Origin of the sequence: Paenibacillus sp. Soil750 (assembly GCF_001428045.1) — a bacterium.
GTDB classification, from domain to species: Bacteria; Bacillota; Bacilli; order Paenibacillales; family NBRC-103111; genus Paenibacillus_E; species Paenibacillus_E allorhizoplanae.
Genome location: NZ_LMSD01000041.1, coordinates 214,340 through 229,527 on the forward strand (window position 1 = coordinate 214,340; position 15,188 = coordinate 229,527).

A 15,188-nucleotide genomic window follows, 5' to 3' on the forward strand; every position below is an offset into this window, starting at 1 on the left:
GTGCCAACCTTGGAAACCAGAAATCTTAATTTGACCTATGGCAACGAAAATATCATCGAGGGTCTGAATCTGTCTATTCCCAAAGGAAAGATTACGGTATTGATCGGTTCTAATGGCTGTGGGAAATCAACACTCCTGCGTGCGATGGCTCGCTTATTGAAGCCAGCTCATGGCGAAATCATTCTGGATGGCAAGCATATCGCGGAAATTCCAACGAAAGAAATCGCGAAGCGCTTATCGATCTTACCGCAAGGCCCGATTGCTCCGGAAGGGTTAACGGTATTTCAGTTAGTGAAACAAGGTCGGTATCCGTACCAGAACTGGCTAAAATCGTGGTCAGATGAAGATGAGCAATGTGTGAAGGAAGCTTTAGCGGTGACCAAAATGACCGAATTAGCGGAAACCGCGGTAGACTCCTTGTCCGGCGGACAGCGTCAGCGGGCGTGGATCGCAATGACTCTCGCGCAAGGGACCCAAACCATCTTGTTGGATGAACCGACAACGTATTTGGATATGGCTCACCAAGTGGATATTTTGGATCTGTTGTTTGAACTTAATGAACGTGAACAGCGCACGATTGTCATGGTTCTCCATGATCTCAATCTCGCTTGTCGATATGCGCATCATCTCGTTGCGATCAAAGATAAATCCGTCTTTGCCCAAGGGAAGCCAGAGGATGTCATTCATTCGGAGCTTGTCCGGCATGTTTTTGGAATGGAATGTGAAATTATCGGGGATCCGTTCTTCGGTACACCGATGTGTATTCCGAAAGGAAAAGGCCGGAAATCCGACAAGCGCATACCTAAGAAAATAGAGGAGGAAGTGAAGCATGAGCTTATCCGAAGTTAAACCAATGGGAACGGTAGCTGCGTTAATTAAAGAAAGAAGAACGATTCGTGACTTCAAACAAGATCCCGTTTCGGACGAATTGCTGCTGGCGTTACTGAATGTAGCCGTATGGGCACCGAATCATGGGAATAGACAGCCTTGGCGTTTCATTTTGTATAAAGGAGATGGACGCAAGGCATTGGCAGATGCGATGCTCCAATCCTATGATGACCCAGATATGAGAGAAAAACACGGGATACCCAAATGGAACGATTTCATGGCGATTCCCGCGCATCTCGTTGTGATTATGAAAGAAGACACACGCCAAAAGCAATGGGATGAAGACTACGGCGCGGTCTGCGCCCTCATCCAAAATTTCCAACTGGCTGCCTGGGAGCAAGGGCTCGGCGTCGTGTGGAAAACGAACAACTATAATTATGAAGCTGAGTTTCAACAATCAGTTGGCTTGCAGGCTGATGAGAAAATTGTTGGCGTTCTACATGTCGGATATCCAGCATCCATTCCCAAAGTACAACCGCGAAAGTCAGCCGAGGAAATGCTGACGATTATTGATTCTAAATAGGATAGGAAAATAGTAATAGTCATCCCCAGAAAAACCCTCGAAACGCTTAAGGCGATTCGGGGGTTTTTCGATAATTGCAGATCGGCCTTTGGCCTTTTATAATAAAGGGACTTTAACCAGACACCAAGGGGATACAGATGGAAAGAATTCTTGTCATTAGCGATATTCATGGCGAACTTGCCAAGTTCGAAGCTTTACTAGCAGCCGCGCAATACAACTCCGAACAAGATCAACTGATTTTGCTGGGCGATTATGTGGATCGAGGGCCAGACGCCAAGGGTGTCATTGAACGAGTTATGGCTTTAAAAGAGGACGGAGCGCGAGTGTTAAAAGGGAACCACGAGGATTTAATGATCAAAGCATTGACGACGCAGGATGAACGGGCATGGAAACGCTGGGCACAAATCAATGGCGGCGATATGACTTTACAAAGCTATGGGTTTACGGAAGCTGATTATGCCCTCGATGAGAACGCGGAGTCGTTCACTAAACCAGATCTGCAGTCGGATATATTATCAGAGCACTTGGCATTCATAACGAAACTGGAGCACTATATCGAAACGGATGACTATATATTTGTCCATGCCGGTGTGCAGCCAGGAGTGCCTGTTTCGGAAACGGATCCATTTACTCTGATGTGGATTCGTGGCGAATTTCATACAGGGTATAGTGGTGAAAAAATTGTGGTTTTCGGCCATTCATCCACCGATACACTGCACGGCGATTCGGATAATTATCATGTTTATTTTGGTGTAAATCGTATTATTGGCATCGATGGTGGCGCCGTTTATGGTGGACAATTGAATTGTCTAGAACTGCCAAGTCAAGTGGTGTACAACGTAAAGTGAGGGATAACCGTTATGTCTTTAATCGAATTTGGAATTGTAGGGCGAGGGTGGAGAGCTGAATTTTATTTGCGCATTGCGCAAATGCAGCCTCACCGTTTCGCCGTCCGTGCGATGCTAGTCCGTGATGAGGAACGAGGCAGGGAAATCGAGGAGAAATGGGGCGTGAAAACCTACCGAGACATGGAATCTTTTGTTTCAAGCGGACCGCTCCTATTCGTGGTTGTTTGCGTTTCGAGGGATGCCATGCCTGGCTGCATACTGGAGCTGGCAGAAAGGAACATACCCGTATTGACAGAGACGCCTCCGGCCAATGACATCTCGGGTATGATTGACTTGTACCAGTCAGTGTCCAAGCTAAAGGGGCGCGTACAGGTGGCCGAACAATATTTGTATCAGCCGATGCATGCTGCACGTATTGCTTTCGTGAGATCAGGTAAATTAGGTGACGTTTCTCAGGTGCAAGTATCGGCCGCTCACGGTTATCATGGCATCAGTCTGATCCGAAAATTGCTTGGCATTCAATTCGAGAACGCCATTATTAGCGGACAGAGATTTACCTCTGAAATCGTGAAAGGTCCGGGGCGTAATGGGCCTCCGGAAAGTGAAGAGATTGGCAACTCGGTGCAGGATATCGCTACGCTTCGTTTTGGAAAGCAACTGGCGCTGTTTGATTTTACAGGTGATCAGTATTTCTCTTGGATTCGCCAAAATCGTGTCCTTGTTCGCGGAAACCGTGGCGAATTATCGGATGAAACGTTCCGGTATTTGAGGGATTTTAAAACACCTATCACTGGCAATTTCCGTAGAGTCGATACCGGTCATAACGGTAACTTGGAAGGATATTATCACCAAGGGATTATCGCAGGTGAAGATTGGGTGTACGAAAACCCAGTTGTTCCTGGGCGTTTATCCGATGATGAGATCGCGATTGCTACTAGTTTGTCTCGAATGGCGGACTATGTACAGGGCGGGCCATCTTGTTATGACTTGGCAGAGGCGATGCAGGACCATTATGTATCGATCATGATGCAATCCGCTATTGAGTCGGGCGAGGAACTGACAACGACGACGCAACCCTGGGCGGAGTGAGACTCAAACGAATGAGTAGCCACATAAGTCAGAGGAGTAAATGCTGACGATTATTGTTTCTAAATAGCGCCGTATAGCCACGAATCGTGTAAATAGATTCGGGGCTTTTTTAATTTTAGTTTGACAGAACTCTGTAGCCATTCCAGACTACCTCGGGTAAACTTGATTATTTTCAAATAAATTCCGAACCTGATCGGCCATAAATTGTGTGGATTGCGGCATGTGATGACGTATCCACCACTCCACAATGCCAATAAAAGCAGAGGCCATGAATTGGGCTTTGATCTCATTGTCAATAATAGGTGTGTTGTCCGACCTTTCCATTTTAACCATCAGATTGACTGTGATAAATTTCAGCAATTGGTCCCTGAATAGAAAGGCTCTCTGATTGGAAAACATAGCTGAGAAAAATGGGAAATGGTCACGAAAGTAATCAAAAACAGGTTTAGGCTCTTGTACCATTCCATGGCTAACCGTATCGTGCTCCCGTTTCTTACATAACGAGATCAATTCGTTGATGTGCTCTTCAATGCATTTGTCCAAAAGATCGTATTTGTCACTATAATGCAGATAAACGGTGCCGCGGTTCACATTGGCACGATCCGCAATCTCGTTAATGGTGATGTGTTCAAAATCTTTCTCCGAAAAAAGCTCGAGAAACGACTTCGTTATGGATTGCTTGGTTCGGAGTATACGGCGGTCGGTCTTAACAACGGATTCCATTTCTTTATTTGCCTCCTTCAGTTAATCAACATTTCTACGGGCGTTGTTGAATATGAAACATTTACGTATCAATTAACCATTGAGTAATCCGTGCTTCTGCCTATAATAATAATCAACGGCCGTTAAATATTCAACACGCGTTCAATATTGCAAGTAGGGGAGCATATAACAATGGAAAACATTCAAAATAAAGTAGTTATTATTACGGGAGCCTCCAGCGGAATAGGTGAAGCTACAGCGAAATTGTTGGCCCAAAGTGGCGCGAAGGTGGTATTGGCTGCAAGAAGAGAGGAACGCCTGCATACGATTGTAAATGAAATTAAACAGGCGGGCGGCGAAGCCGTATCTGTAAAAGCAGACGTCGTTTCTGTTGAAGATATGCAGAATTTGGCCAAGTTTGCTTTAAATGCGTTTGGCCGAATTGATGTACTGGTGAACAATGCAGGGGTCATGCCAAGTTCCAGGATGAATGAATTACGAGTAGGCGAGTGGGATCACATGATCGACGTGAACATCAAAGGCGTTTTATACGGTATCGCCGCGGTATTGCCTATCATGCGGGAGCAGCAGTCTGGTCATATCATCAACCTATCTTCTACTTCCGGGTATCAAGTGTCCCCGACATCAGCCGTATACGCAGCCACCAAGTTTGCCGTTAGAGCCATTTCGGAGGGACTTCGATTGGAAGAGTCAGCGACTTCAGGTATCAGATCGACCTTGATTGCGCCAGGTTTGACGAAGACAGAGCTTTTTGACAGCATTACCAGCCCGGAAGTGCAAGCAATCGCCAATCAAATAAGCGGCTTAGGGATTTCTCCCAACAGTATAGCAAGAGCCATTGCATTTGCCATTAATGAACCCGATGACACGCTCATCAGCGAAGTTATGGTTAGACCGACCGCGTTGTCTTAAATGCTAGTTATAATTGTAATATAATTGAAATCTTATCTTCATCTGGCATTAATATAAGTAGCCTATAATAAACCTCGACCCCCTTTTTAAATATATAAACTTAGACCCTCAGCCCGTTGCTGTGGGTCACTTTTTTTTATTTCCCTCACATCCCAACAGAAATAACTGTATTTCATCTAGCTAATCGCGAAGGCATGCCGCCCAATAACCCCTTTTCAAGTAAATGGAAACCAATTATACTAAGTCTACTGAAAACCATTCTCACCACAGATTCTGACCGTGAAAGGGGTTAAAGCTGCATATGCTGCCGGTTCAAGGACAGGAGTATTCCCTTCTAATGCTTTCATCCCTACGTAGACGTCGTTTCCATAAACGGAATACCCTGTATAAAAAAAATATCCCAGGAGATATGCTCTTTGTTGTAACACAAGGTAGGGGCATTCTTTGTGTCGATAATCAAGCCATACCGATCAAGCCGAATCAGACCTACTATTTACTTGGAAGTAAACCAATTGAAGTGATGTTGGAGTCTGAATTCATCGAGTTCTATGTGCTAGTCATTAGACGCGTGACATTTGCCAAAAAGAAAGGCAGCTGGCATTATGTCAATGCGGCAACCAATTCTTCGCTCTTTCAGACGGGCAAATTACAACTGAAACACGAGAAGCAGCACCTCGAAAGCATAGAGCAGCTACATGAAGAATGCCGATATAAGTCAGTTAAGGATCCAAGTATTCAGCTCAAATTTCAAAGTCTGATCCAAGCCATGCCGGAGGAAGTGCCAGAACCACTTGAACTTGAGGATGCGTCAAAAGGTATTGATCAAAGCATCACGTATATGTACAAGCATTTTAATCACAAAATTAAACTAGATACCTTGTCAGACATCGCAGGCTTGACGCCAACTTCTTACTCAAGAAGCTTTAAGAAAGCCAAGAAGATATCACCTGTCGAATATTTAAATCACATTCGTATCGATTTTTCGAAAGAATTATTGCAACGGTCCGATCCCTCGATTAAGGATATTTCAACGGCTGTTGGATTCGGGAATGAGTTTTATTTTAGCCGCATGTTTAAGAATAGCTTGGGCATTTCGCCTACGATGTATATAAAAAGGAAACAATTGAAGGTGGCTGTAGCATCGTGCTTTCGGTATAAGGATTGTTTACGGGACCTTGGGGTTGAAGACACTTACGAATTAAATGGTTACCGACACTTGGAGTTAGGTGTCGAGGAGAATAAGAGGCTTACACAAGTTCAACTTGAAGGGTTGCGTAACTATCGACCGGAATTAATTATCGCAGATTATAGGCATCTTCCGCTTTACGATCAATTAAAGCTTATTGCACCGACTGTCATGGTAGATTATTCCATGGATTGGCGTGCGTATTATGTGCGGATTGCAGAGTTGGTTGGACGGGAAAAAGAAGCTCAACAAACGTTCAGTCAATTGGAACTACGGTTGAAAATTACGAGAGACGCGTTAATGGATACAATTGGTCATCAAAGTGTCTCTTTAATCCGACTATATAGTCGGAGAATTCGCGTGCAAGGCCTAGTTGACCATCCATTAAGTCACTTACTATATTCAGAACTTGGGTTAAAGCCAGGTAGTTGTGTCCCATTGAACGAGAGGACGAAGGAGTTTGCGGTAGATGGCATGCCAACCTTTGATACGGATTATCTCCTGATTGATAAAAGACTTACGGCACAAGAGGAAACTAACCTATACGCGAATGTCTTGAAAGGAAGCACTTGGGATGCGATGAAGGCTGTGCAGAACAATCAGGTTCGCGTGATTCCGAATTGGATCAGTATGAGCTGGGCCCCTAGCGGCCAGAACCAAATCCTAGATCATTTGCTGCAATGGCATGCCTGAAGGAATAAGCACCAATGAATACCCACATGAGTTGTCCTAATTGAGGTGAAGTAGCATATGTACGACATCTGCTCATTATACATGGGATAGGAGAACATCATGGTGAGGAGAGTGCGTGAATTGTCAAATGAGTTTGTGATGCGTTCATTGGATGAGATCCGGTTCTGGTCGCGTATTATGAAGGAGCATTCCTTGTTTCTCAAACTGGGTTTTCGATGTGAGGATACGACGTTGATTCAAGAAGCGAATCATTATTATCATATTTTTGAGCATATCGAGGGTCGATCCCATGCGTATAACGAATTGACAGACCCTGAACAAATTCGGCGATTCAATACGGAAGTTTCTTCGGCTGCTGCACATATCTGGGCGTTCAAACGAAAAGTTCTCGGACTCATCATCCAATGCAAGCTGCCTGGCGGTAACAACTTTCCATTATTAGTCGACCATACGAGCCGTGAGGCAAACTATTTTCGAAATCGTTTATACGAATTAAACACAGGACGATTAGAACCGTTACCCGACGCGATTATTGATGAAAATATATTCTTCTTACGCATCATGGCGGATCACGCCAAATTTATTGGTCACCTGCTGGATCCATCCGAACGTCAGTTAGTGGAACAAGCAAGGAATTTTAGTCATGATTTTGACCAACTCCTCTTTCAAGCTATTGATTTAAGCGGAATGAGGCCTCAATCCCAAACCGACCCCCTATTGGATCAGTTCCTTGACCAGAATCGTGTCTCAGTCGTTGCCCTGCGTGATTTCAAAAAGACAGCCCGCGATTTAATTGAAGCTTGCAAAATCAAGAGCATTATCCATCCCTTGCTGGCGGATCATGTGTTCCGTGAGGCAGAACGCTTCTTAGCGATCATTGATATGTTCGAGCAGTGCTTGACAGGCAATCCAGTCATTGGGATGCGGGAGGAGCATCTGGGTCATTAAATGTAAGGGGACATCCATAGGTCAAAAGGTCACTTGCTGAAGCAAGTGGCTTTTTACTTTGCGTAGGCACTCCTTCAGAAGGGGACAAGGATATGATAGATTCGCGACAATGGCCTTAGCAAGCAGTTGTCTCGAGTTTCTACTACTAGGTCAATATACAGTGCTATTAGTGGAATTATTATAGAAATAGTATAAACAACTAGTCCCCACTATGTTTTAGGAACATATTATGCTAATGAAACGATAAGACATCTATCATGGAGGGAGGAATAACTAGAAAACCGTAACTTACAAGCGATTTATGTTCACTAGAGAGATCTGTTAAACGTGGATAAATAAGATCTTCGTTAAGATCTTATTTTACCTTATCGAAAAGAGGTTGAATTATGATGCTGCAAGATTTCATGATTCCTATCACCATTTTGTCGTTTATATGCACCATTGCTTTTATTATCTTTCGTCCAAATGTAAATGAATCTATTCCCGCAACCGTCGGAGCCATATTTGTCCTTCTAAGCGGTAGTGTTACTATACATGACGTGGGTAAAATAACTGAAACCATAGGTGGAGCAGCAGTAACCATTATGGCAACGATTGTTATGGCGATTGTTTTGGAAAGCTTCGGTTTTTTTAATTGGGCTGCAGAGAAGCTCCTAGAACGAGCGAAAGGATCAGGAATACGCCTTTTCTGGTACACGAATTTATTTTGTTTTCTGATGACCCTTTTTGTAAACAACGACGGTAGTATATTAATTACAACACCGATCTTACTTATGCTGCTACATCAATTAGGCCTTAAAAACCATCAAAAAATTCCTTATTTACTCTCCGGCGCTTTAGTTGCAACAGCTTCTAGCGCACCAATTGGTGTAAGTAATATTGTCAATTTAATTGCGCTAAAAATTGTTCATATGGACCTCTATATGCAAACAGCGATGATGTTTGTCCCTGCTTCACTTGGTCTTGTACTCCTTACAATCCTTCTATTTTTCAGTTTTTATCGTGTATTACCTCGCAAACTAGCACCAATTAAAGTAGGAGCCTTACACCAAACACATCCACTGCAAGATATTTCGTCGCCGATTCCGATAGAGAATAGAACTAAATTCATGCGTAATATCTTAATCTTCGTATTCAGCGTTCGAATAAGCCTATTTGTTGCCTCTTTCATTCATTTTCCAGTTCCATTAATGGCTGTTATCGGTTCTACCTTCCTGCTGGGCTGGCGTTGGTATTATTTGAAAATTGCGCCAACAGATATGATTAGAAAAATGCCTTGGTATATACTGGTTTTTGCCTTCAGTATGTATGTGATTATATATGGTTTGCATAATATCGGATTAACCCAAATGCTTATCCAGCTAATGCAACCACTTGTTTCGGGCAGTTTACTTGATGCAAGCCTAATGATGGGAGTTCTACTTACCCTATTATCGAATTTATTTAACAATCATCCTGCATTAATGGTAGGAACGTTAACCTTGACGAACATGGGTCTTGACCCGCTTACCTTAAAAATTTCTTATCTAGCTGGTGTTATCGGCAGTGATATGGGTTCCCTTATTTTACCGATTGGGACGCTTGCAACGATCATGTGGATGCACATTATCAAGAAAGGGAAAGTAAAGTTGAGCTGGGCCGAGTACTTAAAGGTGACGATTACAGTCATTCCAATTACTCTTATTTTTACGTTAGTTATTCTAGCATTCTGGGTATCCTGGATTTTTTAACCACATAAGAATTTATTAGTTTCCGAGGCTCGGAAGAACAAATTCTTATTGGCGATAAAAACCACCTTTGAAACGCGGTCGCTCATCCTCGAAGTACTTCGATAGAAGTTTTTCTCATTCGGCAGATATGATGATAACTGGAGGTTATTCGTATGCGTGTGCTTCAACAATTTGTTGGTCAACAAGTGATTGTTGAAATTTCTGGAAATAATAACTGTATGGGTAAAATAATAGATTTAGGGCTTGATATTATGGTTGTGGTTAATAAACAACAGTTCTATTATATCCCCTTAGTAAACGTACAGAATGTTAGATTGAATTCAGAGTCCAGAATGGAAACTGAGCTCATATCTGATGAAATGCCAATTGATTATCAAGAGGATAGCCTCTCATTTCGAAAGATATTAAATAATGCAAAGGGTCGATTTGTCGAGATTTATGTAACTGGCAACAAAACGATACATGGCTATTTAACTAGTATTATGAATGACTATTTTGTCTTTTACTCCCCTGTCTATAAAGCCATATTTGTGTCTATGAACCACTTGAAATGGTTAATTCCTTATCATGCTCACCTCACGCCGTACTCGCTAAATAATCAATCACTACCTTTGAATCCTATCAACGTATCCTTATCAAGAACCTTTGAAGGACAATGTGAAAAACTGAAAGGAAACCTAGTCGTATTTGACTTTGGAGATAACACAAAAAAAATAGGCTTACTTCACAAAGTGGAGAATGGTTCCGTAGAATTGATTAATGCCAATGGAGATAAAGTCATTTGGAATCTGCAGCATTTAAAAACGGTGTACACACCATGATTGAAGAAGTGTATTGCAGCGGAAATAAAAAAAACGACCTTCTGGGAGAAGGTCGATCGAAAAAAGGTTGAATTATGCATTCGCACACCTTATTTTATGAAAGTAAGGGCTAGTTCGTTTGGGGTAGTAACTAGACGAATAAACTTTTATATCCGATAAAACTTATAGGAATATAATAAATTATGGTTGACGAAGTTTCATCCAGAGTGGTACTCTAGAAATGTGACCACCGTATGAACGGAGACGCTATTCTCTTTAGGGAGAAAAGTGTCTTTTTTTCATTTAAAAGAGGAGTTGAACCTGATGAGCCAACCGTTGTTGAAACTCGAGCATGTGAACAAAACTTTTCAGTCCAGTAAAGGGTCTGTTCAAGCCTTGCACAATATTCAATTGCAAGTGAAAGAAGGGGAATTTATTACAGTCATAGGACCCAGCGGCTGCGGCAAAAGCACGCTGCTCAAGATCATTGCTGGACTGGATGTTACGCATACCGGCGAGGTTCAACTGGGCGGTCAGGTGATACAAGGACCAGGCATTGACAAGGGTTTCATTTTCCAAGAGCCAAGGCTGTTTCCGTGGTTGAATGTCGAGAAGAATATCGCCGCTGACCTTTCGCTGAGAGACCCTGAAGTGCGCAAGAAAGTGGATGAACTCATTAAACTCGTCCGCCTGGAAGGCTTTCAGAAGTCGTTCCCGAAAGAGCTTTCTGGTGGAATGGCTCAACGTGTTGCCATAGCGAGAGCCTTGCTTCGTAATCCGAAAGTGCTGCTGCTTGATGAGCCGTTCGGTGCTCTAGATGCCTTTACTCGAACGCACATGCAGGAAGTGTTGATTGATATTTGGCAAAAAAATAAAACGACGATGATTTTCGTCACGCATGATATTGATGAAGCGATCTATTTAGCCAATCGGGTTGTGATTCTCAAACCACGGCCTGGCGCCATCAGGAACATTGTGCCTATCGATCTGCCGATCCCGAGAAAGAAGACGACGACGTCTTTTCAGGAGCTGCGGCTTAAGGTGCTTAGTGAATTCGAGAAAATTGAAGAGCTAGAATTAATAGATAGTTCCGGCATTTAAGGAGAAGGGGGGAGATCTCAATGAGCCAACAAGGACAATTGGTAGGTGTTGATCAACAGAGATACAAGCAACGAGTTAATCGCGTGCTTCTTGGCGCTTTGGTACCTATACTTGTATTGCTTACTTGGCAGCTTCTAGGCCATTTGGGTATTATTTCATCGTTGCTATTCCCAACACCGCTTCGCATTATGAACGCGGGCATTCGACTCATTCAAACGGGTGAGCTCTATGACAATATTAAAATTAGCGTCGTCCGAGCACTTTCAGGTTTCCTGCTTGGTGGTTCTTTGGGTCTTGCCTTCGGCATTCTCGTTGGTTTATTTCGTAGAACGGAGAAGGCGCTAGATCCCACAGTCCAAATGCTTCGCATGGTACCTCATTTGGCGATCGCCCCCTTGTTTATTTTATGGTTTGGAATTGGTGAAACGGCAAAGGTTCTGCTTATTGCCAAAGGGGCTTTTTTCCCACTTTATATTAATGCTTTCTTGGGTATTCGAGGCGTGGATAACAAGCTTTTCGATGTGACACGCGTGTTAGGGTTTAGCAAATGGAAGCAAATCATCCGGTTAACGATTCCCGGAGCGCTGCCTCATATCTTACTAGGCGTTCGGATCTCATTAGGTGTGTCATGGCTTGGACTTGTTGTAGCTGAATTAATGGGATCGACCGCAGGGATCGGGTATATGATGTCGGATGCGCGCCAATTTTCCAAAACACCAGTTGTGTTCGTTGGTATTCTCATATTTGCCGTTTTCGGTATTGTTGCGGACTCCGCTGTAAGGCTGCTCGAACGCAAATGGCTTAGCTGGCAAGACAGCTACAAAGGGCACTGATCACTAAAAGGATATACGCACAAAGCTAAGGGGGAGAAGGGATGAGCAATCGTGTCGAGGCACTAAGCCAAGCTACGCAAGGCATGGAGAAATCGAAAATACAGAAGTTAGAGTTTGTTCGGATCAAATGGTTGTGGGAGAGAGTGAACGATTTCGTCATCGGTGCGGTCGTGCCATTATTACTCCTTGTCATATGGCAAGTATCAGGGGATTTGGGGCTGTTTTCACCATCCTATTTACCAACTCCGTTACAAATTGCCGCTGAGTTTCGTTCATTAATCGCTTCTGGTGAACTGACCCAGCATCTGTCGATTTCTTTGCAACGAGCTGTCATAGGATTTCTAATTGGAGGATCCATCGGGCTGCTCTTTGGCTTTTTAGTTGGTTTTGTTCAAAAGCTGGAGTTCATGCTGGATCCTTCCTTTCAAATGCTGCGCATGATTCCACATCTCGCGATTGCGCCGTTAATCATACTTTGGTTCGGTTTCGGCGAGGTTTCGAAAATCGTGATCATCGCGAATGGTGCTTTTTTCCCTATGTATATCTATACCTTTCTTGGCATTCGAAATGTGGATCACAAATTATTCGAGGTTGCTAAAGTACTGAATTTCAGCAAGTCGAAGCAAATTTTTCGCTTGATTCTCCCAGCCGCCTTGCCTGGCATTCTGTTAGGTTTACGCCTATCTGTAGCGATTTCTTGGCTGGGTCTCGTCGTAGCCGAGTTGATCGGATCGCAGGAAGGGATTGGCTTCCTTATTAACTATGGGAAACAAAATTCAAGCGCTGAGCTTATTTTCGTTGGGGTCATCATTTTTGCAGTGATCGGGAAACTTGTGGATTCACTTGTACGTTGGCTAGAAAGAAGATGGCTGAGCTGGCGTGACAGCTTCCAAGGCTAGGATACATCAAGGAGGGATTGCGATGAGCTCGGGCAAAATTACGAAATTAGACGCCGATGTCTTAGTCATCGGTGGAGGTCCTGCCGGGGCTTGGGCAGCTTGGAGCGCAGCCCAGCAGCATGCGAAGGTCATCCTCGTAGACAAAGGATTCCTAGGATCGAGCGGAGCTACGGCACCTGGAGGCACGAATTTGTTGTACCTGCCGCCAGATGCTGAACTGAGAGAGAAGGCAGTCCAGCAGCGGTACAAAGAAAGTGGGTACTTGGCAGAGCCTGCCTGGATTCACCGTGTGCTTGATCAAGTGTATGAAAGCTTACTGTTAGTGGAGAAGTGGGGCTATCCGTTTCGCCGTGATGAGCAGGGCGTTCCTTTGCGTGATCACTTGCAGGGACCAGAGTACATGAAGCTAATGCGTCGTCAGGTCAGTCGGGCAGGTGTGAAGATCCTTGATCAATCGCCAGCCCTAGAGCTGCTCGTCGATGAGCATGGAGTTGGAGGAGCTCGAGGCATTTCACGCTTAGATGATTCCGAATGGGAAATCCGAGCGAATGCCGTCGTGATTGCAACAGGTGGATGTGCTTTTCTAAGCAAGGGGTTGGGTTGTAACGTCCTCACTGGAGAGGGTGTTCTGATGGCGACGGAACTTGGTGCCGAGCTATCTGGCATGGAGTTTACGCGCCAGTATGCGCCAAGTGCGGCTTTCGGTACGGTGACTCGTGGACGGCTGCTGAACTGGGCAACTTATACGTCGGAGGATGGTACGGTACTGCAAGGCGGAGGCCCTAGAGCGGGGGATTTTCTGCCGAAAATGCTGAGCAAAGGCCCGGTGTACGCAGTGCTAAACCACGCGGATACGGAAGAAAAGCAGCAAATCCTGCGTAAATCGCATGCGATTTTCTTCGTGCCCTTGGATCGCGCAGGCATCGATCCCTTCACAGAGCGGTTCCCGCTCACGCTTCGCTATGAGGGAACCGTTCGCGGGACAGGCGGCATCCGCCTTACCGATGAGAGCTGCGCCTCAACGGTTCCGGGCCTTTATGCCGCCGGCGATGCGGCCACCCGTGAACGCGTCACGGGTGCCAAGTCAGGCGGAGGCGCGTTCAACGCCTCCTGGGCCATCTCCTCCGGCACGTGGGCCGGTGCCGGAGCTGCGAAGCATGCGCTGACACTAGGGCGCAGCGCAAGAGATTTGCGACCAGCGGGCCGTTACGGCCTGGTCGACCCAGATGCAGCCCCCGATCGCATCCTCGATGCGGGGGGCTTGGTTGAGGCTGTCCAGCGGGAGGTCTTTCCGCTGGACATCAATTATTTCCGCAGTGAGCCCGTGATCCGTCAATCGCTGGCGCGATTGGACGATCTGTGGGCGAGCTTGCGGGGGAAGGCCGTGCACCCTACGGTGCAGGGTCGGGTTCGCGCACGTGAAGTCGCTGGGATGATCGCGACGGCAAGGTGGATGTACACCGCTGCGCTCGCACGCAAGGAGACGCGGGGCTTGCATTCGCTTGAGGAGTATCCGGAAACAGACCCTGCGCAGCAGTATCGCCTGATTGTCTCTGGTATTGATGAGATTGAGCTGCGCACAGAGCTGGCGGCAGATCAGGAGGTTGTGGCACGATGATTGAATTCGTAAGTACGGAACGGTGTGTGGGGTGCACGCTTTGCGTAAAGGTGTGTCCAACCAACGTTTTTGATAAAGGGACTGATGGCATTCCGAGCATCGCAAGGCAGGAAGATTGCCAGACTTGTTTTATTTGTGAGGCGTATTGTCCCGTAGATGCTCTGTATGTATCTCCGTTTGAATCCCCTTTGGAGGAAGTACCGACGGAAGCGGAGTTAATAGAGGCCAATCTGTTGGGCAGCTGGCGAGAAACACTCGGCTGGGGTAAGGGACGAACGACACTGGCGGAGTTGGATACAACACCGTTTATAGATCGCATTTTACCTTCAAGACGGTAAGTTAGTCGTAATAAATAGTATTGACGAGTTTGAAATACGGTGCTACTATGTGTTTAATC

General features: G+C 45.1%; 15 protein-coding genes. 14 read left to right on the forward strand and 1 reads right to left on the reverse strand.

From position 1 onward, the window contains the following. The 4 genes from ASL11_RS30480 (at position 1) to ASL11_RS30495 (ending at position 3,348) form a co-directional block, all read left to right on the forward strand. Positions 1–849: an ABC transporter ATP-binding protein gene (locus ASL11_RS30480; protein WP_056623280.1), complete on the forward strand. Its 849-nt coding sequence runs from the start codon at positions 1–3 to the stop codon at positions 847–849. Next, positions 830–1,411 carry a nitroreductase family protein gene (locus tag ASL11_RS30485; RefSeq protein WP_056623282.1) on the forward strand — a complete coding sequence of 194 codons (582 nt, stop codon included), beginning with the start codon at positions 830–832 and terminating at the stop codon, positions 1,409–1,411. The genes ASL11_RS30480 and ASL11_RS30485 overlap by 20 nt, the downstream gene beginning before the upstream one ends. A gap of 137 nt (positions 1,412–1,548) precedes the next feature. Further along, positions 1,549–2,259, forward strand: coding sequence for a metallophosphoesterase family protein (locus tag ASL11_RS30490; RefSeq protein ID WP_056623285.1), 711 nt, complete (start codon positions 1,549–1,551; stop codon positions 2,257–2,259). Between the two features lie 12 nt (positions 2,260–2,271). Next, positions 2,272–3,348 carry a Gfo/Idh/MocA family protein gene (locus tag ASL11_RS30495; RefSeq protein ID WP_056623289.1) on the forward strand — a complete coding sequence of 359 codons (1,077 nt, stop codon included), beginning with the start codon at positions 2,272–2,274 and terminating at the stop codon, positions 3,346–3,348. Positions 3,349–3,495: 147 nt separating this feature from the next. Here the strand turns inward: ASL11_RS30495 and ASL11_RS30500 are convergent, their stop codons facing one another. After that, positions 3,496–4,071, reverse strand: a complete 576-nt coding sequence (locus ASL11_RS30500) for a TetR/AcrR family transcriptional regulator (protein ID WP_056623292.1) — start codon at positions 4,069–4,071, stop codon at positions 3,496–3,498. A 171-nt stretch (positions 4,072–4,242) separates the two neighbouring features. Between ASL11_RS30500 and ASL11_RS30505 the strand changes: the two genes are divergently transcribed. The 10 genes from ASL11_RS30505 (at position 4,243) to ASL11_RS30550 (ending at position 15,129) form a co-directional block, all read left to right on the forward strand. After that, the gene (locus ASL11_RS30505) at positions 4,243–4,983 is read left to right on the forward strand and encodes an SDR family oxidoreductase (RefSeq protein WP_056623296.1); all 741 of its coding nucleotides are present in this window, start codon (positions 4,243–4,245) and stop codon (positions 4,981–4,983) included. 337 nt (positions 4,984–5,320) lie between these two features. Continuing rightward, positions 5,321–6,862 (forward strand): AraC family transcriptional regulator, encoded by a 1,542-nt coding sequence (locus ASL11_RS30510; protein ID WP_162261685.1) that lies wholly within the window; start codon positions 5,321–5,323, stop codon positions 6,860–6,862. Positions 6,863–6,961: 99 nt separating this feature from the next. Next, positions 6,962–7,810 (forward strand): DUF2935 domain-containing protein, encoded by an 849-nt coding sequence (locus tag ASL11_RS30515; RefSeq protein WP_056623304.1) that lies wholly within the window; start codon positions 6,962–6,964, stop codon positions 7,808–7,810. 386 nt (positions 7,811–8,196) lie between these two features. Beyond that, positions 8,197–9,540: an ArsB/NhaD family transporter gene (locus ASL11_RS30520; RefSeq protein WP_056623308.1), complete on the forward strand. Its 1,344-nt coding sequence runs from the start codon at positions 8,197–8,199 to the stop codon at positions 9,538–9,540. 152 nt (positions 9,541–9,692) lie between these two features. Continuing rightward, positions 9,693–10,361, forward strand: a complete 669-nt coding sequence (locus ASL11_RS30525) for a hypothetical protein (protein WP_056623309.1) — start codon at positions 9,693–9,695, stop codon at positions 10,359–10,361. 303 nt (positions 10,362–10,664) lie between these two features. Next, positions 10,665–11,441: an ABC transporter ATP-binding protein gene (locus tag ASL11_RS30530; RefSeq protein WP_056623312.1), complete on the forward strand. Its 777-nt coding sequence runs from the start codon at positions 10,665–10,667 to the stop codon at positions 11,439–11,441. Between the two features lie 20 nt (positions 11,442–11,461). Continuing rightward, positions 11,462–12,274 carry an ABC transporter permease gene (locus ASL11_RS30535; RefSeq protein ID WP_056623314.1) on the forward strand — a complete coding sequence of 271 codons (813 nt, stop codon included), beginning with the start codon at positions 11,462–11,464 and terminating at the stop codon, positions 12,272–12,274. Between the two features lie 41 nt (positions 12,275–12,315). Continuing rightward, positions 12,316–13,173, forward strand: coding sequence for an ABC transporter permease (locus ASL11_RS30540; RefSeq protein ID WP_056623317.1), 858 nt, complete (start codon positions 12,316–12,318; stop codon positions 13,171–13,173). A gap of 22 nt (positions 13,174–13,195) precedes the next feature. Next, on the forward strand, positions 13,196–14,791 hold the full coding sequence (locus ASL11_RS30545; protein WP_056623320.1) for an FAD-dependent oxidoreductase: 1,596 nt from the start codon (positions 13,196–13,198) through the stop codon (positions 14,789–14,791). Continuing rightward, the gene (locus tag ASL11_RS30550; protein ID WP_056623323.1) at positions 14,788–15,129 is read left to right on the forward strand and encodes a 4Fe-4S dicluster domain-containing protein; all 342 of its coding nucleotides are present in this window, start codon (positions 14,788–14,790) and stop codon (positions 15,127–15,129) included. Before ASL11_RS30545 ends, ASL11_RS30550 begins: the two co-directional genes overlap by 4 nt. Positions 15,130–15,188 lie beyond the last annotated feature (59 nt).